This window comes from Methanosarcina sp. 1.H.A.2.2, from assembly GCF_000979975.1.
GTDB lineage: Archaea > Halobacteriota > Methanosarcinia > Methanosarcinales > Methanosarcinaceae > Methanosarcina.
Genome location: NZ_JJQL01000057.1, coordinates 1 through 21,038, shown reverse-complemented (window position 1 = coordinate 21,038; position 21,038 = coordinate 1). Strand labels below are relative to the sequence as shown.

At 41.4% G+C, this 21,038-nt stretch carries 17 protein-coding genes; 5 read left to right on the top strand and 12 right to left on the bottom strand.

Going from position 1 to position 21,038, the window contains the following annotated elements:
* Positions 1-733 precede the first annotated feature (733 nt).
* Complete coding sequence (locus EO93_RS08580) at positions 734-2,836, top strand: CHASE4 domain-containing protein (protein ID WP_235284157.1); 2,103 nt, start codon at positions 734-736, stop codon at positions 2,834-2,836.
* A 260-nt stretch (positions 2,837-3,096) separates the two neighbouring features.
* On the opposite strand, the gene EO93_RS08575 is transcribed toward EO93_RS08580, so the two are convergent.
* Positions 3,097-4,470, bottom strand: a complete 1,374-nt coding sequence (locus EO93_RS08575; protein ID WP_048162041.1) for a HEAT repeat domain-containing protein — start codon at positions 4,468-4,470, stop codon at positions 3,097-3,099.
* Positions 4,471-4,886: 416 nt separating this feature from the next.
* Entirely contained in the window at positions 4,887-5,585 is a 699-nt protein-coding gene (locus EO93_RS08570; protein WP_048133469.1) for a hypothetical protein, read from the bottom strand.
* A gap of 208 nt (positions 5,586-5,793) precedes the next feature.
* Here EO93_RS08570 and EO93_RS08565 point away from each other — a divergent pair, with 208 nt between their 5' ends.
* Positions 5,794-6,537, top strand: coding sequence for a carbonic anhydrase (locus tag EO93_RS08565; RefSeq protein WP_048162039.1), 744 nt, complete (start codon positions 5,794-5,796; stop codon positions 6,535-6,537).
* A gap of 963 nt (positions 6,538-7,500) precedes the next feature.
* On the opposite strand, the gene EO93_RS08560 is transcribed toward EO93_RS08565, so the two are convergent.
* The gene (locus EO93_RS08560) at positions 7,501-8,673 is read right to left on the bottom strand and encodes a type III PLP-dependent enzyme (RefSeq protein WP_048133467.1); all 1,173 of its coding nucleotides are present in this window, start codon (positions 8,671-8,673) and stop codon (positions 7,501-7,503) included.
* Positions 8,674-9,324: 651 nt separating this feature from the next.
* Entirely contained in the window at positions 9,325-10,620 is a 1,296-nt protein-coding gene (locus tag EO93_RS08555) for an APC family permease (protein WP_048162037.1), read from the bottom strand.
* 315 nt (positions 10,621-10,935) lie between these two features.
* On the opposite strand from EO93_RS08555, the gene EO93_RS08550 reads away from it, so the two are divergent.
* Complete coding sequence (locus EO93_RS08550; protein WP_200898099.1) at positions 10,936-11,823, top strand: hypothetical protein; 888 nt, start codon at positions 10,936-10,938, stop codon at positions 11,821-11,823.
* 172 nt (positions 11,824-11,995) lie between these two features.
* Here the strand turns inward: EO93_RS08550 and EO93_RS08545 are convergent, their stop codons facing one another.
* The gene (locus tag EO93_RS08545) at positions 11,996-13,177 is read right to left on the bottom strand and encodes an FprA family A-type flavoprotein (protein WP_048162033.1); all 1,182 of its coding nucleotides are present in this window, start codon (positions 13,175-13,177) and stop codon (positions 11,996-11,998) included.
* Positions 13,178-13,603: 426 nt separating this feature from the next.
* Between EO93_RS08545 and EO93_RS08540 the strand changes: the two genes are divergently transcribed.
* A complete protein-coding gene (locus tag EO93_RS08540; protein ID WP_048133463.1) occupies positions 13,604-15,124 on the top strand; it encodes a glutamine synthetase family protein in 1,521 nt (506 codons plus the stop codon).
* 410 nt (positions 15,125-15,534) lie between these two features.
* On the opposite strand, the gene EO93_RS08535 is transcribed toward EO93_RS08540, so the two are convergent.
* Together EO93_RS08535 and EO93_RS08530 are read right to left on the bottom strand one after the other, a co-directional pair.
* Positions 15,535-15,858: a YbjQ family protein gene (locus tag EO93_RS08535; RefSeq protein ID WP_048139380.1), complete on the bottom strand. Its 324-nt coding sequence runs from the start codon at positions 15,856-15,858 to the stop codon at positions 15,535-15,537.
* An 8-nt stretch (positions 15,859-15,866) separates the two neighbouring features.
* Positions 15,867-16,088 (bottom strand): hypothetical protein, encoded by a 222-nt coding sequence (locus EO93_RS08530; RefSeq protein WP_048162031.1) that lies wholly within the window; start codon positions 16,086-16,088, stop codon positions 15,867-15,869.
* Positions 16,089-16,587: 499 nt separating this feature from the next.
* Here EO93_RS08530 and EO93_RS08525 point away from each other — a divergent pair, with 499 nt between their 5' ends.
* Positions 16,588-17,427: an ion transporter gene (locus EO93_RS08525; protein WP_048162029.1), complete on the top strand. Its 840-nt coding sequence runs from the start codon at positions 16,588-16,590 to the stop codon at positions 17,425-17,427.
* Here the strand turns inward: EO93_RS08525 and EO93_RS08520 are convergent.
* From EO93_RS08520 to EO93_RS08500, 5 genes are all read right to left on the bottom strand, one after another.
* Positions 17,370-17,723, bottom strand: coding sequence for a hypothetical protein (locus EO93_RS08520; RefSeq protein ID WP_162198693.1), 354 nt, complete (start codon positions 17,721-17,723; stop codon positions 17,370-17,372). The genes EO93_RS08525 and EO93_RS08520 overlap by 58 nt on opposite strands.
* A 104-nt stretch (positions 17,724-17,827) precedes the next feature.
* The gene (locus EO93_RS08515; protein WP_048162024.1) at positions 17,828-18,553 is read right to left on the bottom strand and encodes a hypothetical protein; all 726 of its coding nucleotides are present in this window, start codon (positions 18,551-18,553) and stop codon (positions 17,828-17,830) included.
* Positions 18,554-19,999 carry an RHS repeat domain-containing protein gene (locus EO93_RS08510; protein ID WP_048162021.1) on the bottom strand — a complete coding sequence of 482 codons (1,446 nt, stop codon included), beginning with the start codon at positions 19,997-19,999 and terminating at the stop codon, positions 18,554-18,556.
* A 171-nt stretch (positions 20,000-20,170) separates the two neighbouring features.
* Positions 20,171-20,629, bottom strand: a complete 459-nt coding sequence (locus EO93_RS08505; RefSeq protein WP_200898098.1) for an SMI1/KNR4 family protein — start codon at positions 20,627-20,629, stop codon at positions 20,171-20,173.
* Positions 20,630-20,645: 16 nt separating this feature from the next.
* On the bottom strand, positions 20,646-20,978 hold the full coding sequence (locus EO93_RS08500) for an HNH endonuclease (RefSeq protein ID WP_052735413.1): 333 nt from the start codon (positions 20,976-20,978) through the stop codon (positions 20,646-20,648).
* Between the last annotated feature and the right edge of the window lie 60 nt (positions 20,979-21,038).

Sequence of the window (21,038 nt, the reverse complement as noted above, 5' to 3'; positions counted from 1 at the left end):
AAGATGTACTTTTTTTGGGGAAACTATTCTCTGGCTTAATTGGCAGAAAAAATGGAAAATAAGTTCCAGTTAAAGAGTGAGTTTAAGAGGACCCTATAAATTTTTTATGGTTTAAGCTGCAAGTCGCAAAAATGGTATATACAGGATACCTGTGGCTGTGGGCAGGAGGACACTCAATAAATTATTGTGGATAGCTTCAAAGCAGTTTATTTCTTTTGTTTTATCTTACTTTACACGTATAGGTATGCAGTTTACAGCTTTGGCAAATGCTCGAAAAAATATGAGTTTAAGGACCCTGCCCTGCATCCTAATTTTATCTCAAAATATAATGGCTTAATATTGACCTTTATCTATTATCAGGAAATCATGCAGTCAGGGCGGAGAGTTTTACTTAATTCATAATTTTGTTTAAATGTATGGATATTTATCCATAAGATCCAGGTCTAAACACACTTCTTTTTCTTTTTCTTTTTCTTCTTGAAACATAAAAATGATGCTAATAACTGTAATGGGCTTGAGTATCTACCTGAATTATACAGAAATTTCTGTTTCACTTCGCAACATTTATATATAATTCTATCTGATATATATATATATATTAGATATCTGCACTTTAACTTTTGTCATGGACAAAGCTTTATGCTACCCAGTTGCAGGTATGTGATTTTGCTTCCTGCAGCTGTCGGTGATGTGTATGAATGTCAGTAAAAAACTGTTTATAGTTACATTCACAATGTTTGCTTTGTTAACTGTACTTTTAATAGCTGCATCTCATACCATCCTTTTATCGAGTTTCTCTAATCTTGAAGCTCAGGATACTATCAAGAATACGGATAAAATCGAACAGGCAATTGCCTGGGAAGCTTTGTCTATCGACAGAACCGCAAGGGATTGGGCTTACTGGAACGATACATATAAATTCGTAAATACCTTAAGCCCTGAATACATAGAGTCGAACTTGGACGAAAATACCCTTTACGATCTGGACCTCAATGTTATGCTTTTTGTAAATAAATCCGGGGTCGTGGTCTATTCAATGTCTGTAGATCTGGTAAACGGGACAAATGTTCCGATTCCGACAGGGCTTCTGGAGAGGATTGACAGTGGGCTCCTTATGCTTCGGGAAAATAGGGATTATATGCAGGGAGTCATACTTCTTGAAGAGGGACCGATGCTTATCGTTGGCCGCCCCATTCAGGCAGGTTTCGAAGAAGGTCCTTCTGCGGGAACTCTAATTCTCGGAAAATATATTGACAGCTCTTACATTGCCTCTCTTGAAGAGCGTACCCAGTCTTCCCTATCTCTCTATACTTTAAATGAGGAAATGCCCCCGGACTTTCAGGATGCATTTGATGAGGCTGTCAGTGGAGGGGGAAGTGCTGTTAATATTCTTGGAGATGAGAGGGTAGCCGGGTATTTCATACTAAGAGATACTACCGGGGAGCCTGCAGCCATCATGAGAGCTGATTATCCCCGTGAACTCTATGCACAGGGTAAAAAGACTCTGAATTATATTTACGGTTTCCTGCTGCTCAGCGGGATATTTATGGGAACTGCGACCAGGTTCAGCCTGGATCGTCTCCTTGTATCAAGGCTAATTGCTATTGACAGTTTTCTTGACAAAGTAAAAAGAGAAAAAGACACCTCAAAGCGGCTGGAAATGGAAGGTGAAGATGAGATCCACAGGCTTTCAAAAGGTATCAATGAAATGCTTTCCAGCATCAGACTTGCTGAGCAGGAGCTTAAGTCCAGGGAGTATGAAAAAAAGTTTATTCTCGATTCCCTTGAAGAAATAGTGGTGCTCAGAGATCCGAACTTCAATATTCGCTGGGCAAACCAGGCTGCCCTCAAAAACAAGGATCTGCTAATGGTTGAGGCTAAAGAATTGACCTCTGATAGCCCTCAGGCTGCGGATAAGGACATTATCCCGAAATCCCGATATCCCCAGGCTCCCGGCTGGACGGATCAGGAGTTTACCTCTTATGAGGGAAAGACCTGGCTTCTCAGGTCAAAACTCGTATGTGACGAAACCGGAGATACCATTGCAATTCTTGAAACCGGGGTGGAAATTACGGAACGGAAGAAATATGAAATTGAACTCTTCCGTGCAAAACAGGATGCTGAAGTCGCAAACCATACCAAGAGCGAGTTCCTTGCAAACATGAGCCACGAACTGAGGACCCCGCTTAATTCAATAATAGGCTTCTCCGACCTTTTATATGAAAAGGTTTACGGGAACCTTAATGCAAGACAGCTCAAGGCTGTCGGAAATGTCTCATGTAGCGGAAAAAACCTGCTAAACCTGATTAATGAGATCCTTGACCTTTCAAAAGTAGAAGCCGGGAGCTTTGAACTGCATTACAGTACTTTCTGGCTGGCTGAAGCACTTGCTGAAGTTCGGGATATGCTATTTCCATTTGCCGCCAGCAAAGGAATAAAAATAGAATTTGAGCTTGAAAATAGCCTGCCCAGAATTTCTGCAGACAAGGAGAGAATCATGCAGGTTCTCAGTAACCTGATGACAAATGCAGTCAAATTTTCAAATGAAAACGGGTGTGTAAGAGTTAAAGCAACACAAAGCAACGACTTTATACAGATAGCCGTAGCTGATGACGGAATAGGTATTGCGGCAGCTGACCACGACAAGCTCTTCAAGCCTTTCAGCCAGATAGACTCTTCCTCATCTAAAAAATATCAGGGAACCGGACTTGGTCTTGCCCTTATAAAAGAAATTGTGCAGCTCCACGGCGGCAGTGTCTGGTTTGAAAGTGAGGTCGGAAAAGGGAGTACCTTTGGTTTTTCGATTCCCCTAAAAAGGGGAAAAGCTGATTTGTAAGCTCTAAATCCCTCTGACACTTATATTTATTATTTCATAGTTTTGACTTATTTTCCGGCTAAATTGCTTATAGGTTTGCGGCTATTTCAGATTATGTAATTAATTAAAAGAGGGATAGGCGAGATCTATGAGAATTTTCAAATTTTTATGTTTATTTTCCGTCGAATACCCCGCTAGCTTGCTGCGGGGTGCGCCAGCGCAACTTTGATTAAAATCTTTAACCTGAAAAATATTTCCATATTGTAACCTTTTCAGGTGCCTTATTCCGAAACCTCGAAGCTTGAATTTCCGATGCTTTTTACCTTTTCCAGTGCAATGCCGGATTTCTCAACATTTTCGAGAGCTTTTGATGCAGCTTTTCTTACGGCAGTGTCAGGATTCTCAAGTGCTCTTGCAAGACCTGAAATTGCTTCAGGCGTGCCTATTTTTTCGAGTGCAGAGATTACCGCTTTATGTATCAAAGCCTCAGGGTCTTCAAGGATTTTTATCAGTTCAGGAACAGCTTCTTTTGCCTTCAGGTCTCCAAGTGATACTGCCGCCGCCTCCTGCACAGTACTTTTTGTATCATGGAGAGCTTTCAAAAGCCCTGGAATAGCTTCTGTTTTTCCTGTCTTTCCAAGTCCCAGAGCTGCAGCCTCCCGGACCGAATTGTCAGTGTCATCAAGGGCCTTAACCAGACCTTTAACGGTTTCAATCGTCCCGATTTTCCCAAGGGCACTTACTATTATTTTCCTTACAGGACCATCGTAGATATCAAGGGCTTTTACAAGGCCCAGAGCGGCTTCAGGGGAAGCGATATCCACAAGGGCATCCGCAGCCCGGCTTCTCAGATACCAATCTGAATCATCAATCTCCCTCAAAAGGGCGGAAACGGCTTCAGGTGTGCCTACTTTCCAGAGAGCTTCTATTGAAGCCTTTCTTACGTTTCTGTCAGAAGAATCCAGTGCCTTTACAAGAACGGGTACTGATTCTGATGCACCTATTATTTTGCGGAGGGCTTCTGATGCCGCCTCCTGTACTGGTTGTCTTGAATCCTTCAGTGTTTCCATTAGATTTGTAAGGACATCCGGATTGCCTCTTTTTCCAAGGGTTTCTACAGCTTGCTGCCTTACCCTGTTATCCGGGTCTTCAAGCGCTTTTATAAGCCCGCAGGCTGCTTCATAAGTATTTATTTTCCCAAGGGCCATTATTGAGATTTTTTTCAGGGGGCTATCTGAACAACCAAAAGTTTTCGTAAGCCCTGAAACAGCTTCTGGAGACCCAATTCTCATCAGAGCTTTTACCGATTCTTTCTGTACGAACTTATCCGAATCACTGAACCCTTTAACAATTCCGGAAACTGCCTCTGGAGTGCCTATTTTTCCGAGAGCAATTATTGCAGTCTTTTTTACAGAACTTTCAGGGTCGGCAAGCATTTTTGTCAGCTCCGGTACCGCTTCAGGGTCATTAATTGTTCCCAGAGCTTCTGCAGCAGCAGTTTTTACCTTCGGGCTGGAGTCTTCAAGTGCTTTAAGTAGAATGGGAACCGCATCAGGGTCTCCGGTTTCCCCCAGATCTTTTGCAGCAGCTGCCCTGTTCCCCGCGAAAACAGAGCGTTCTACCTTCTTTTTCAAACTCTTTGTATTCTCATTCATTTCTTTCCATCCCCAATAAATGTAAAGACCCATCTATAAATCTTGAAAAATTTCAGGCTATTTTTAATATATATTGTAAGCCTTTAAAAAATAATTATTTGTACAATGTTATTATTAGAAAGTTAGTGCTTCAGTAAGTTGAAGTTCTATTATGTGATCATTTAATTTAGAGCATGAAAATCTGCAAATTCCCCTATTAATATTTTATATAGCTTATCCCCTAACACAGTCTATTTTTTAATATATTACACTCAAAGATATAAGAACTTTTAGATTGTTGATTCTGAATAATTTAAAAACATAAAGGCTTTCAAGTCAGGCTTTCAAGAAAGGAAAGATAATATTGAAAGATAATATTGAAAGATAATAAGGAACAATTCTTTGGGAGATTCTTTCAGTAAAGGATACTGAAAACATCAATAGAGAGAAATGGTGAATGAAGGAAAATAATAGTAAGCTCCGAGTAGAATAAATAAGCTAACTGCAGGTACTGTGATATTGTCGTCCATATTTTCTATTCTTTCTACGAATGAGCATACTATTCCTGCAAGAACTCCTGCCGCCCCCATTTTTGCGCCGATAATTATGCACAGCACGAGCATACCTGCAGTCCCTTCCCAGGCTTTTGTTCTTTTATTATATTTCAGGTTCCTTATTATTCCAGTAATCCCGTCTCCGTATGCCATGAAAAGCACCGGAATCACTCCAAGCCAGAAAGTCCTGTCAATATACCAGGTAAAAAACACTATCAATCCCCAGCTCAATGTGAAATCCACATCATAAATGTTTTCCGGGTCCTGGAACCAGTACATCCGCCTGTTAAGTTTATGTGGCACATATGTCGCAAGAGCAAGCCCTAAAGCCATCACTGCCGGCAGGATAGGTTCGTGAGCAACAAAGGGGAGCAGCATTGCCGTCAACCCGCCTGCTAAAAAATGGATTGCTTTTCTGGAGAAGTATATTGAAGAATTGATTGACCTTCCCTTTTTCAGAGAAGATTCGTACACTTTTTTTGAGAGAACAAGGAGAACAAACAAATTCCAGACTGCGAGCACCGAAAATACAGGCAGGTCGGAAACTATTAATTTCCAGGGAACTTGAAGCACAGCCTCCATAACATCCCCTATATCTTTTAAATATAAGGCTTTTTGGATTTGATAAAGACCCTGATAAATTGAGCTTACTGATAAGTTATATTGAAAATGTTTGCACATCCGGTTTCCATAGTAAAATATTTTTACTTTTATTTTTTTAACTTTTTTTAAATAAAAATAGAAATGCCTAAATAATTTACACTCTTCACGCTGTTATTGGAGGACTTCTATGAAACTTAACAGGATCTTTATGGCCCTTCTTCTATCCCTGGCACTCACCCTCGCGGGAAGCGGGTGTGTCTCGCAGGGCGGAGAAATAGAAGAAGGCGAAAGTGTGGAAGCAGAGGTTGAGAGCGAGGTTTCGAACATCCAGGCAAATCCTGTGACTCCCTGGAATCCCGAACCAACCGAACCGATTATTGACCCAACTGCCTACATCCACCCCCAGGCAGCAGTAATAGGTGATGTAACAATAGGCGCCAGTGTAATGGTTTCCCCGATGGCTTCAGTCCGGAGCGATGAAGGCATGCCGATTTTTGTAGGAGACGAGACCAATATCCAGGACGGAGTTGTGCTCCATGCCCTTGAGACGATTGATGAGGAAGGCGAGCCTGTGGAAAATAATCTGGTTGAGGTTGACGGTAAAAAATACGCAGTTTACGTTGGAAAAAGGGTTTCTCTTGCCCACCAGTCCCAGATCCACGGCCCTGCCTATGTTGGAAACGACACATTCATTGGCATGCAGGCCTTCGTTTTCAAGGCTAAGGTAGGAAACAACTGTGTGCTTGAACCGACATCAGCAGCAATTGGTGTAACTATCCCTGACGGCAGATACATCTCTGCAGGTACTGTAGTAACCTCTCAGGCTGAAGCAGACCGGCTGCCCGAAATTACGGATGACTATGCCTACAGGCACACTAATGAAGCCGTAGTATATGTAAATGTCAACCTGGCTGAGGGATACAATGCATAACAACACTACTGTTAAAGTAGAAACCGTTAAAGTAGAATAATAAACAGAGCATATGGAAAAGGAAATATGCAGGAGATAAAATTTCAAAAAATTCAATGATCTTTTAACTAAAAAAACCTTTACCGAATCTTTATTTTCTTTGCCCGGAACTACCTACCTTTTCCTTCTTTCGGGCAAACTCACTATTTTGCGGTCTTTTTCTCGCAAGAGTTCTGGACTTATTGTTTCAACAAGAAAAGGCAATTTTAAAACCTGGCAAAAGACCACGCATATGTGTTATTGCGCATACCTGATGAGCACAATATATAATAAATTTAGACATTTAGGAACGGTCATAAGGTTTATTTAAAATAAATACATTATAAAAAAGAGCAAGTCTTACTGAAAATTAATTAGGAAGTAAAGGTCTTTTGAGAATTTTGTTTAAAATTAATTATTTGTTTAGAAGTAGATGGTAGGGTTCGAGTCCCTATTCTCGAGATCCCTACCTGCGATCCAACCCTGGATTGAGAGGAAACCCTATTACTCTCAATCTACTATCTTTTATAACGATGCGGTAATATATATCATCACCGACCCGAAAAACCTTTTTTGATTCAAATTTTCAAATTGGCCATATATTTTCTTTGCGATTAAACTTTCAACGGCGTTGAATATTTTAGCATAAATATAATAAAAAAGTATTTTTATAAATATCATTTACAGCACTTACGTCATCTGATAACCAGATTGTAGTTTGTTTGATAAAACATCAATCCAGCAATCTGTTATTCCACATAATATCAGTTTCCCACTTCCTTTATGCTATTTTAAGAAACTTAATGCCGGAAACGTCCCCAGGTGACCTGAGTACCTATTTTTTGACTCCTGAACCACATCTTAACCCACAGGTAAATATAAGCGCCTCCGCTAACTTATCTGGCGGTCAGTCGAAAAACAAAAAATAGTAAGGGCATCTGCCCTTTAAATAATGTAGGCTTTGAGAGGTGGAAAGCCGTTAAAATTCACGGAACAGTAACTCTGGGTGTAAGCTCCGGTAGTGAAGATATATACACGGTTACCTTCTCTCATAGTATGAGGGAATGAATACTTATGGTGCTCATAGAGGATGTCCATGCTGTCGCAGGTGGGGCCTGCAAGGATGACCTCTTCTGCACATCCTTTTTTATCACAGAAAATGGGGTATTTGATGCATTCGTCAAGGGTCTCAATAAGGCCGCCGAACTTTCCGATATCAAGATAAACCCACTTGTACTGGTTGAACCTGGCTTTCAGGGAGATCATAACGACTTCACTTACGATTATACCAGCATCGGCAACCAGAGAACGCCCTGGCTCGATAATGATTTCGGGAAGCTCTTCTCCGAAGTCGTCATGCAAAAAGCGGCGGATTTCACTGGCATAAGTCTCAAGGTCGTGGGCCTGAGCCTGATATTTTGCGGGGAAGCCTCCACCGAGGTTAATCATTTTCAGCTGAATTCCTTTTTCGGCCACTGCTTCAAAAAGGTATTTGCACTTGGAGATTGCATTGTCCCACTGCCCGATATCCCTTTGCTGGGAACCAACATGGAATGAAAGCCCATAAGGTTCAAGCCCGAGCTTTTCGGCTTTCAGAATCAGTTTGTATATCAGGTCCGGATGGGAGCCGAATTTTCTCGAAAGTGGCCAGTCTGCACCATCACTTTCTGTAAGGATCCTGAAAAAAACCCTTGAGCCGGGAGCTTTTCGGGCTAACTTTTTCAAATCACTTTCTGAATCAGTAACAAAGAGCCTTACTCCTTTCTCATAGGCATAACCTATGTCCTTTTCTTTTTTGATCGTGTTTCCATAACTTATCCTCTCGGGCTCTACCCCGAGCCTTAGCAACTGATCAAGTTCGTAAACAGTTGCAACATCAAAGTTGGAACCTTTGTTCTTCAGAGCGAGCACTACCTTATCCATAGGATTGGCCTTTACAGCATAGTGAATTTTTGCAAAAGGCATGTGCTCTACAAGATCGTCATAACTTCGCTCTATTCTCTGAAGATCAATGATCAGAAATGGTGTTTCTTTATCCCGGGAGAACTTTTTAATTTTGTTAAAGTCTTCTCTTGGAATGAAATCCTCCAGCGGGAACTCATAAGGCTCTTTTCTCATATCTACTCCCTTTTTTAACCTGAAATTATTTGTAAGCAGAACTGAAACTTTATTATGGTCTGAGTGACAAATCCGTTTAAAAACTATTTAGTTCTATTTAGGCAGTTCTGTTTATAAATTTTTAGTATACTCCGGATTTATTTCAGTTTTGAAATTTACAATTTATAATATAGATAATCCCTGAAATAAAACGAATCAAATTGAATTTTATGTATATAAAACTAATTCTTGTTGAATATCAAGACCCAATACTAACTAAAATCGAAAAATATTCATTATAAATCGTCAGATCTTGGAAAAAAGCCAAATTAATCTTTTTTAAGCAATTAAATCTATATATATGCTTTTTTTGACTATTAAAAGCATTAAAAGCCCATTTCTAATTATTGAACATTCCAGAAACACCTGTATGTTCCGGAAATATACAGGCGCCTTTTAAACCTGAAGAAGGTATTTTAACGTATAAAAAAGAAAAAAAACACTTTTTGAGTGATTAAATAAATATTAAAGCTTTTTTAAGCCATTATTTATATAAATATCTTCTAATTTGGTTTTTTATAATTAGCTCAAATGCCTTTGTTTGAATCAACTGTATAAATAATATTTATGTCTTTGTGAAATTTACTATAAGATAACTGGAATTAAAGAAAATCAGCCAGCCGGAATCTCAGCCGACTCTTTTCTGGTTTTAAGCAGCACTATAAGTACGCTTATCCCTGCAAGGAAAAACCCGTAAACCATGACTTCTTTACTGATCTGGGAAAAAAGAAAAACAGCAGATAGAGCACCAAGAGCCGGAAACAGGGGCAAACGGCCGATGCTGAACGGCACTCTAAAAGGGCGTTTTCTTCCCGGATCGGTATATCGGAGCTTTATAAGGGAAATATTGACTATAAAAAAGACAATAAAAATCATGAAATTCGCAATATTTGCTACCGTTGTTATGTCTCCGAGGAGGATGAACAGACTCGAAAAGCATGTAATTCCGAAAATTGCAGTCCAGGGAGTCTTGAAGAAGTGGTGTACACGTGCGAAGATTTTCGGAAGCGAACCTGCGTCTGCCATGCCGTAGACAATCCTTGACCCTCCAAGCATAACCACAAGTACGGTGTTCGTTGTGGAAAAAAGCGCGATCCAGGAAAGAAGGATAAAAGCCTTATTCCCAAGAGAGACCGCCGCAACATCAGCAAGCGGAATATCTGAAATTCCGAGAACCCGAAAATCAAGCACACTTACAGCAGCTACTGCCACACAAATATAGAGGAAAACAGTGACGAAGATGGCAATAAGCAAAGCTTTGGGAGTTGTTTTCTCTGCATCTATTGTTTCCTGGGATAATCTCACAATATCCTCAAAACCCAGAAATGCAAAAATAATCAGGGCAGAAGCCTCAAAGACTCCTGAGAGGTCCGGAGCCTCAAAATAATTTACAGTACCAAGATAAGGAATTCCCACGTAAATAATAATCAGAAGTCCCGTAAGTTCTATAAGAGTCATTAAAATAGCCAGCCGCACAGATTCCTTGATGCCGTAAACCATGATAAGGCTGAGGACAATAAACAGGCTTACTGCCGCTATTATAATTCCACCCCCGAAAAGGTTACTGAAGTACCTTCCGAAGCCGAGAGCAACCGCAGAGCCGGTAATTGCTACATAATAGATAACTAGCAGCCCTACAAATAGACCCGTACGTTCTCCAAAAGCTCTTTTTGCAAACTCATACTCCGCCCCTGCTCGGGGATACATTGAAGAAAGCTCCATATAACTAAGGGCGGAAAGTGCAGCAGTAAATCCTGCAAACAGAAAGGAAAACCAGACCATATTGCCTGCAAGTCCTGCAGCTTTTCCCATCAGCACATAGATCCCGGCTCCAAGAATATTGCCAATTCCTACCAGAGTAATTTCCGGTAAACTCAGGTCCCTTTTTAGTTCAGATTCCCTTTCCATAAGAAAACCCCTTTTTCGTAAGAAAACTCCTTATCTGAAACTTGAAATCAGGACCTGAAGGTAATCTTGAAAATTGAACCTCGGGCCAGCTGAAAAGACCAGGTCCGGAAAAGCCTATAACCAGACCTACTAAACAGATCTATTATGCACTATATTCTATGCGCTATGTTCTCGAAAATTATTTTTGATATAAAGCCTTATTTTCCATAAATCATAATTTCCCCAATTATGTTTAACTTCAATAATTATATCACAGATGAAATTCTATTTATGAATTCCGGATAATAAACACAAAAGTTAAACATTTTCACAAAAGTGAAACATGTTCAGCTCGCAGAGGTAAGAATGAAGGTTGAAAGGCTAAGTTCACTTACTCGCTCAATAGACCTTGATTATCCCACAAACAGGGCAATTGTAATAATTACCCTGCTTTTCCTCTTTGGAATCTCAGGCTTTCAACTTTTCCTGGGAAGAAATATTTCTGCAGCTTTGTACTCAGGCTTAAGGGCAGGAGCAGCGGTATTTCTTGCCTGGGCATTTGGAAGGGAACTGGACCCGGACAACGAACTCTCTGCTTTTTTTGCAGCTTTTTTGGGCTGCACAGGCTTTCTATTTTTCCCGTCTCCTTTTTTGCTTGGTCTCTTCCTGGAACTCCTGCTTATTCGTATAGTTAACAGGAGTACCGGGATGCCTTCAAAAACTTCCGATTCTCTTGCGGTACTTCTGCTTTCAGGCTGGATTTCGCTGCAAGGAAACTGGATTTTTGGTTTATTTACTTCACTTGCATTTTTACTGGACTCTTTCCTTCCTGCACCCAATCGTCACAACCGTATCTTTGGAGGAGCGGCCTTTATAGTTTCAGTACTTGCTTTCTTAAAGGCTGCAGGACAAGAAAACACTTCTCTGAATATAGAAAGCACTTTTCCGGCTATTCAATCAGGCTTATTCATGCTAACAGTTTCTCTCCTTTTTATTCCCATTGTCCTTAGCTCCCGAAAAATAAAATCCGGAGGGGACATGACAGGAATTCCTTTAGATCCTCTTCGGATGCAGGCAGCTCAGCTGACAGCTCTCCTGAGTGCAGGTTTGTTGACAGCTCTAAGAGGATGGGCAGGAGCCGAAAGCCTCATGCCTTTATGGGGAGCAATTTTAGGCGTTTCCCTTTACGGATATTTGCACATGCTACTGAAAAAAATTACATAAGGATTCTCAGCCAGATTAATCCATTAGCCATATTTACCTCTCAGCCAGATTAATCCATTAGCCAGATTAACCAATTAGCCAGATTAACCGTATCTTGTTGACGTGGAAGAGCCTTGGAGTTCTTCCTGATAGGATTCTTCAGGCAGAACTCTTCCTCCTGCAATTCACGGAGTCATGCTTTCATTTTTTGAGCCAGTTCTCTGCCTATTTCCTCTACTCTTTTTAAGTCTTCTTCACCAGCTTTGCCTTTCACCTGAAGGGTTCCTACAATCTCCATTTTCAAAGGAGCCAGAATTTCTCCTGCCTGCTTCAGCGCCCCTCCACCCCAGCCAAAGGACCCGAGTACAACCCCATACTTTGCCGGTGGGTTGAGAGCTTTTACCAGAGACGTGCCGTAAAGGGCAATCGGGTGCATGCCTCCAAGAACTGTCGGCGCTCCAAGGATAAGAGCACGGGAATCAACCAGTTCTCTTGCAACATCTCCTATATCCGAGACTGCAAGATCATACATCCTGACATCCACTCCTTCTTTTAGCAAGGTTTCTGCAATTGTCCGGATCATCTCTCTAGTTGAGCCCCACATGCTCACATAAACAATAAGGGCTTTATTCTCGGTTTTTCCTGCAGTCCATTTCGCATATGGATCCATAATTCTCTTCGGGTTTTTGTAAACAGGCCCGTGGCTGGGGGCAATAATTTCGATATCCAGGTCCTTTATCTTTTCAAGAGCTCTGGCCCCCATTTTCCCGAAAGGCATCATGATTTCTCCGTAGTAGCGTTTTGCAAAAGGAATGAGGTCCTCTATATCTTCATCATAGATGCCCTGAGCTGTATGGGCTCCAAAAAAGTCGCATGGGAAAAGGATTTTGTCTTCAGGCAGGTATGTGAACATGGTTTCAGGCCAGTGGAGCCAGGGTGCTTCTATGAAACGAAGGGTCTTTCCTCCCAGATCAAGACTGTCTCCTTCAGCAACGATTTTGATCCGGGCTTCAGGCAGCTCATGGTAGAGCCTGGCCATCTTTACTCCTTTCTCAGTTGTGACAAATAGGGCATCAGGAGCTTTTTCAAGGATAAATCGAATTGCATTGGCATGATCCGGTTCGGCATGGTTCATTATCAGGTAATCAAGTTTTTCCAGGTCCGAGACCATATTGATTTTTACCTCTAGTTCCTCTTCAAAACCCGGATTCACGGTATCTATGAGGGCTGTTTTCTTCTCGCCTTTTACGAGATAAGAATTGTAGCTGGTACCCTCTGGCAGAGGGATTAAAGAATCGAACATCCTGCGGTTCCAGTCTTTTGACCCGACCCCAAAAACATTCCTCGCAATCTCTGGAATATTATAAGTTTCCATACTTTTCCTCCATTCTCCCTTATGGAATAATCAAAAATCTGCCATAGAAAACATATTGAAATCTCTGGCTGTCCCCACCAATCTTATAATTTGTTATGGTTATATTTATTAAATACCTATATCACATTCGTCCAATATATTTATTGGGCAAAAACCCTATTTTCTCCTGTCCGTCGATTCGAAAAACAGAATTATGCAGAACAAGCCCAGGATGATCATCCGCTGTTTATATTTCCTCCAAAAAATAAAAAATAGAAAACTTTATATAGACCGCAGTAAGTTATCTCTTTCCTAGTCAGGCAGAAATTTACTAAATTACGATTAATACGGCAATCATTAAGCCTGAACAATATTGTTATTGAAATGAGGCTTTGAATACTCGAATATTCCAATCAAACATATTTCAATCAATAAGAAGGGATAACAATGAAAACATCATCTGTAGAACTGAATCCGAACAGCTTGGTACAGTACCTTAAGAAGCCAGCAAACGAATTCACCAAAGACGACATCATAAAGTTCATCAAAGAAAACGGCATTAAGATGCTGACCTTCCGCTATGTTGGTGGAGATGGCAGGCTCAAAGCCCTCAGCTTCGTTATCAGAAATGAAGAACACCTTGACGCCGTGCTTTCTACCGGAGAAAGAGTGGATGGATCCAGTCTTTTCAAATACATAGAAGCCGATTCAAGCGACCTTTACGTCGTCCCGAAATACCGAACTGCTTTTGTAAACCCGTTTGAGGAAATCCCGACTCTTGATTTACTCTGTTCTTACTTCGACAAGGATGGAAATCCCCTTGCAAGCTCTGCTGAAAACATCATGAAGAAGGCTCATGCTGTTCTGAAGGATGAAACCGGGTACGAGTTAAATGCAATGGCTGAACTCGAGTATTACATCATCAGCGACAAAGAACAGATTGATACTGACTTCCCGGCTGTTGACCAGAGAGGCTACCACGAAGCAGGCCCCTTCACCAAGTTCGACCAGCTCAGGAAAGATGCCATGCTCGCAATCGCCGAAGCTGGTGGATCAATCAAATACGGACACTCTGAAGTCGGAAACTTTACCGATGAAAAATACTACTACGAGCAGAACGAAATCGAGTTCGAGACCACAAGCCTCGAGGATGCTGCTGACCGCCTGATCATCGGAAAATGGGTGCTCAGGATGCTTGCAGCCCAGTATGGTGTTTCAGTCAGCTATGCCCCGAAGATCACCGTCGGAAAGGCAGGCAGTGGACTACACATCCACATGAAGCTCATGAAAGATGGCAAGACCGCAACCGTCGAGAACGGAGGACAGCTCACCGATGCCGCAAAGAAAGCAATCGTTGGCTGCCTGGATATTGCCGGATCAATCACTGCTTTCGGAAACAGGATCCCGACATCCTACCTGCGTCTTGTACCTCACCAGGAAGCTCCAACCAATATCTGCTGGGGAGACAGGAACCGCTCTGCCCTTATCCGTGTGCCTCTCGGCTGGTCCGGGGAAGCAAGCAAGATGATCACCATCGCAAACCCGAACTACAGCGAAGAACTCAAGGACCACTCCAGCAAGCAGACCTACGAGTTCCGTGCAGCTGACGGTTCTGCTGACGTCTATCTCCTCCTCGCAGGGCTCTGTGTCGGTACCCGTCACGGTCTCCAGATGGACAATGCCCTTGAACTTTCCAAGAAACTGTACATCAGTGTAAACATCTTCAAGGACGAGCACAAGGACAGGCTTGCCGAACTTGAGCACCTCCCTGCTTCCTGCTACGAGTCCGCCCAGGCCCTGAAGAAACAGAAGGATATCTTCATGCAGTACGATGTCTTTACCGAGGGCATGCTCGATGGAATCATTGGTGGCCTTGAAGCCTTCAATGACTACCAGCTGAGCGAGAAACTCTACGGTAAGACAGAAGAAATCAAGAGACTTGTGGACACTTACATCCACGTCGCTTGATGTCGACTGTAATGATTTAAAAACAAATCTTTTTTTCTTTTTTCTTTTTTCCTGCCGGAAAAAAGAGCAGAGGCTCTGCTCCTGTGGGGCAGAGTCCCTGTAAAAAACGATTTTCCTCCTTTTGTAACTTTTTCGGTGCCCTGAAGGTACTATATATACCTCACAGGATTAAAAAGATCTAATTGAATAGTTTACTAAAAAAGGAAAGCAGCCACCGAATTGAAAATATTCATAAACTAAAGCCTGATTAACAGGAATAGCCTTCTCCGGTTGTTTGTTAACTGCGCAGTGAAGACTTATTCCCTGAGGAACAATGATTATTCCTTTGATTATTCCTTTGATTATTCCTTTGATTATTCCTTTGATTATTCCTTGATTATTCCTTTGATTATTCCTTGATTATTCCTTGATTATTCCTTATCCCTTATCTTTACAGCCGTTCCGTATGCAAGCATCTCGGCCGCTCCTGCCATTACCATGGAGGTCATGAACCTGACATTTACCACGGCATCGGCTCCCATCTTTTCGGCATCCTCAACCATGCGGTTGATCGCCTTCTCCCTTGCCTCTTCAAGCATCTCGGAGTATTCTGTCAGTTCGCCCCCTACGACGCTGCGCAGACCTGACATAATATCCTTGCCAATATGCTTGGCCTGAATGGTACTGCCACGGGCCATTCCAATGGTACGTATGATTTCTTTTCCTGCTATTGTATCTGTGGTTGCGATTATCATGTTCTCACCTAATATCTCCTTTCAATCTCCTTATCCTTGACACTTATTTTTTCCGTTATCAGGACCAGTAAAATCAGCACTATACCTGCTGCAATTGCCCCAATAGATATTTTAAGTACCAGGCTGGATTCTGTGGTAAAAATATCATAAAGGGCATATCCCACCAGCAAGATTAAGCCTGTGACTGTCAGTCCTATGCCAAGATTTCTAACTGCTGTGTTGCTGTTCATAAGAACACCTCTTCAAACAAAATTGGAAATCACCACAGAAACCCAGGTTGCTTGAGATATTCTATAAGTACAGGATATATGTCACTTTCATTATATTTATAGACATGTTTTATCTTATGTAAATTTCCTATAATGCAACTTTCCCTTTACAGAATCATGGCAGAATAGAAAAAACTTCGCAAAAACGAAAACATGAGAAACAAATGAAAAGGGAAAGAAGATAGGGAAAAGGAAAGAGGAAAAGGAAAGAGGAAAAGAAAAAGGAAAGAGGAAAAGAGAACACATCAATCATAATTTTGGAAGTTCCAATATTATGAGAACAGGTCAAAAACCTGATGTATTCAACTGTTATTTAAGTATAATATTAACCCACTGTAAGTAAATACTTATTATAGTGTGAAACATAGGGGGATGTAACTGCTTTTTAAGATGTTGCATCATAACTGAATTTTCGAAAAGTTAGATTGCATATCAAACTCTTGCTGCGTGGATGTTAACAATGGTTGCTTCAGTGAAAAATAACCCGCAAAATAGGCCGGCTGATAGTAATTGGCGAAATACGTTATATACAATAATATTTGAAGCCGACACTCCCGCCGGAAAGATTTTTGATGAAGTCCTGATTCTTACAATCCTGCTGAGTATTATTGTCGTTATGCTTGATAGCGTAAGTAATCTCGCAGCTTTATATGGCGGTTTGTTCTATTTCCTGGAATGGATTTTCACGATACTATTTACAGTGGAGTATCTTTTGCGCCTGATCTGCGTTGGTCGCCCCCTCAAATACGCCACAAGTTTTTTTGGCATCATAGACCTGCTGGCGATTCTCCCGACATATCTCGGCCTGCTTCTGCCAGGCGGCCGGTATCTGCTGGTGATCCGGAGTTTACGGTTACTCAGGATTTTCAGGGTGCTAAAACTTGCCCAGTATCTTGGCGAAGCTGAGTTATTGATGAGAGCTTTGCATGCGAGCCGGCGAAAAATAACCCTGTTTCTGTTTACGGTTTTGAATCTCGTGGTGATACTGGGCTCAATGATGTACGTCATTGAAGGTGCAGAGAGCGGGTTTACCAGCATACCCCGGAGCATCTACTGGGCAATCATAACCCTTACAACCGTGGGATACGGAGACATTGTCCCTGAAACGAATCTCGGACAGGCACTGGCCTCATTTATCATGATAATAGGTTACAGCATCATAGCGGTTCCGACAGGCATTGTCACATCCGAAATTACCTATGCAAGCAAGTACCTTAAAGGAAGGGTGTGCCAGAATTGCAGTTATGAGGGGCATGACAGCGATGCTAAATTCTGTAAGCGTTGTGGAGCAGAATTATAGAATCGCCTGTGGGATTGAAGAGCATTATCTACTTTCTTCTCTACACCCACCGTCTTGTCCATCCGATTAAAGAAGCCTGCAAGCTCATCGCCATGAGTAACCGCTTCCTCCAGAGCCTGAACTCCAAGCCTTCCGCCTGTCACACCCGGCAGAGCAGCACATGCGACATCAGTAGCAAGACCGATGTAGGTCCATTTATCAGCTTTTCCGGTGCGGATATCGTTAATGTCCATTGCAAGGAACGCTAAATCAATGGCAGTCTCAACATAATGCCCACTCGGATCAGTATACTTCACCGGATTATTCAACGCATAAGAATACCTGTTCAAAGCCTGCGGATTATAAGAATTAGGAGCAGGGTATTAGGCAAAAAAAGAGGAATAAATGACTGAATTATTGTTCAGTCAATATCAATATATTTCCTTAAATTTAATATATTAATAGTATTTTGTCTATTTCTCTCTAATATTCTCTCAATTTCTTCAGGATCATGAATAGTCTTTACAATTTCTTCTATTTCTTCTTTGAGGGTTTTTGAGATTTCATCTTTTACATAATCAGGCCCAAATAAAGAGTAGTATTCCTTAAAATATTTCTCGGCTTTGATATAATCCTTCGCTCCAAGTGCAAAATAACCTTTGTATTCTGACTTTCGTGCCCTAAGCCTGCGATAACCGGGTGGCACAACATCAACGTCGTCTTTTTCAAGCATTTGTAAGGTATCACTGAAAGTCGAATACTTATTTAAATAAGGTAGAGAGTGTTTAAGAATCACACTCCTTATTCCTATCATAGACTGCTCTGCCATTTCTTTATCTCCTTTAGGAAAGTCCCAAGACAAAGGACTCCATCCATAAGGAGCATCATTGTGCATTCCACCTGCAATTTCCGAAGCAATATCCTCTCTTTTATGTGGCATAAAAAGAGGAAGATGTCCTACATGTAAAATTTTATATCCCCCATATTTTCCACTTGGAAAACCAATATACTGGAGGAGTCTGTTATTCTCTTTCAATCGAATAAAATCAGTGGTTTTGTATGGAACAAAACCTTCTTCCTCCATTATATCTCCGATATACTTTTTTGCGAATTTGTTAAATGCTTGTGCCATGATCATTTCACCCATTCATCTTACCCGGATAGTTTCGCTGTTTTTGACTCTATAAAATTCTACTCCTTTGTAATCTGGATTTCTACTTAACCTTTGTTCGACATTGCTCATCCATTTATTATTCATGTTTGCATTACCAGTTTTCAAATCATAGATTCTAACTATTCCGTCATCTCCAATTTCCATTACATCAGGTCTCAATGAACCCTTTGGTCTCCCTTCAATGAGTCTACCAGAAATGTCAATAGATTGTTCAACATATACTTCTCCTCCTCTTTCTTTTGACCATTCTCTTACTGTTTTCCCAAACTCAGTATGTTTCAGCGTTCCGGTAACCCGTGCATTCTTTCCAACTATACCTTTCGACTCAATTTCCGATGACATTTTTGCAAGAGCTTCACCTGTATCATCTCCATATCTGGTAACAAGACTACCACTGTGTTCAATAACCCTTCCAGCATCAACAGCATTATCTATCTCATTGGCAGCTTTAATTCCTTTTACTCCAAGTCCGCCACCGGTTGCAAATGGCACGACAGCGCATACCCCATCTGCACCAAGTGCGCCCCAGGCCCACAGGTCAGATGGGTCCTGCCTGATGTCGTTCAAATCCATCAGAATAAATGCAGCATCAAGAGCAGTATCGACAATATGCCCGCTTGGATCAGTATACTTCACCGGGTTATTCAGAGCATAAGAGTACCTATTCAGAGCCTGCGGATTATACGGATCAGGAAGCATCGTATCCGGTTGAACGAAAACCCTGTACTCAGGTGAATAATACCTTGCACCGTAGTACATCAACCCTGTATCGGCATCGTTCTCCTGCCCTGTAAACCCGTATTTCTCAAGACCGCCTGACCGGACCTGGCCGTAGGGGAAATAATCGGTGCGTTCGACCTCAAGCCCGTTTTCGTCAACCATCAGGGAAGTGCTGCCTATGTGGTCGGAGAGGTACCATTCCATGCTTTCTGATGTTTGTTTGGCTACGCGCTCGTCGTCGCGGAAGAAGTAGCTGGTGGATGCACCGTTATCGATTTCGTAGAACTTGTTGATGTAATAGGTGAATTCTCCACCGGAGTTCTGCTTCTTGATTCTCTGGCCGTTTGCATCATACCAGTATTTTTCCACAAGGGAATTGTTAGCGGAGTAACGGACTTCACTTAACTGGTTGGCATCGTTGTAGACGTAGATGAAATCCTCATCATCGACAAGGTTTCCGTTTGCATCATAGTCGAGGGTGTCTCCGTTATAGGTAACAGGTGCATGGGAAGGTGTCGCAGAGTAACCATAAGAGGAAATTGTGGCACCGTTATTAGTCACCTGCCTGATACTGCCATACTGGTCGTAGGTGAAGTCTCTCTGGTAGGTCGGGACGCTGTTGACCGACATATCTGCACTGACCAGCCTGTCAAGGTCGTCGTATCCGTAGGTTTTTACGGAACTCTGGATATTGTCCATGATTTCCAGGACATTGCCGACGTTATCGAAATCATAGTTAAGGTCCTGGAGGCCTGCGGAATAGATTCTGTCCAGCAGCGGTTTTTGACTGTCGTAGGTGTAGGTTATATAAAAAAAGTAAAAGATTGACTGAACATATTAATTCAGTCAATAATAACACATATCTTCCAGTCAGTCGCCCGAATAAAACTTTAACAGTAGCTCGGTAAAGCTATCGCAAATGTAGGATATTGCTTCTTCAGGTGAATCATAGGCAACTTCATGATCCCAGAAAACTACTTTTGGTGCTTTGTTTTTTCCTTCTCTATAATCAAAGCAAATGCAATTTCCGAATACATCATCTGCAATAGGGTAGATGTTGTCTATTAGCCTATCTTTAATGGCATTATATTTATCTGGGATATAATAGTATTTATTATTAGGATCACAAGTAAAGAGGCGATTGAAAACCGCCTCTTTACGTTTATTAAAATCAAATACATTTGGTTCTGGACTTCCACCCGCATTCATTTTTAAACATTCTTTATAGTCATCAGGAAACTTAATCCCTAGTATATTTTCAACTGCCAATATCTCCTTATCTTCAGTTTGTCTGCGTACAAATAACCATTCTATTTCTTCATCTGGCAATTAATCCCTCCTATGTTTATCTATTATCACTGCCTCCACCCCAAATAGTTCTACCACCTGTGTGTCCAGTCTTTTCATGTACATTACTATCAACAAGTTGTAACACGCCATCTTCCTGATTGTGGTGCCAAGTATACCCGCTAGGTGTTCTTCCACGAGCAATTTCCTGAAGTTGATCCTCAGTAAATTTTTTTGTAAGGGAAGGGTCTTTTTGAATTGCATCATTGAGTTGTAAAGTTGCCTGTTTAAATTGCTTATAGTCTGTAGCTAAATATAATTCTTCGTCTATTTTTGTATTAAATGCTGAATCAAACCGGAGTTTATACTTTATGATTAAAAGTGATATCATTCGGCTTATTTTTCATAGGGTCTAACGAATTTTAATTATTTGTCACCAAATCTTACTCAT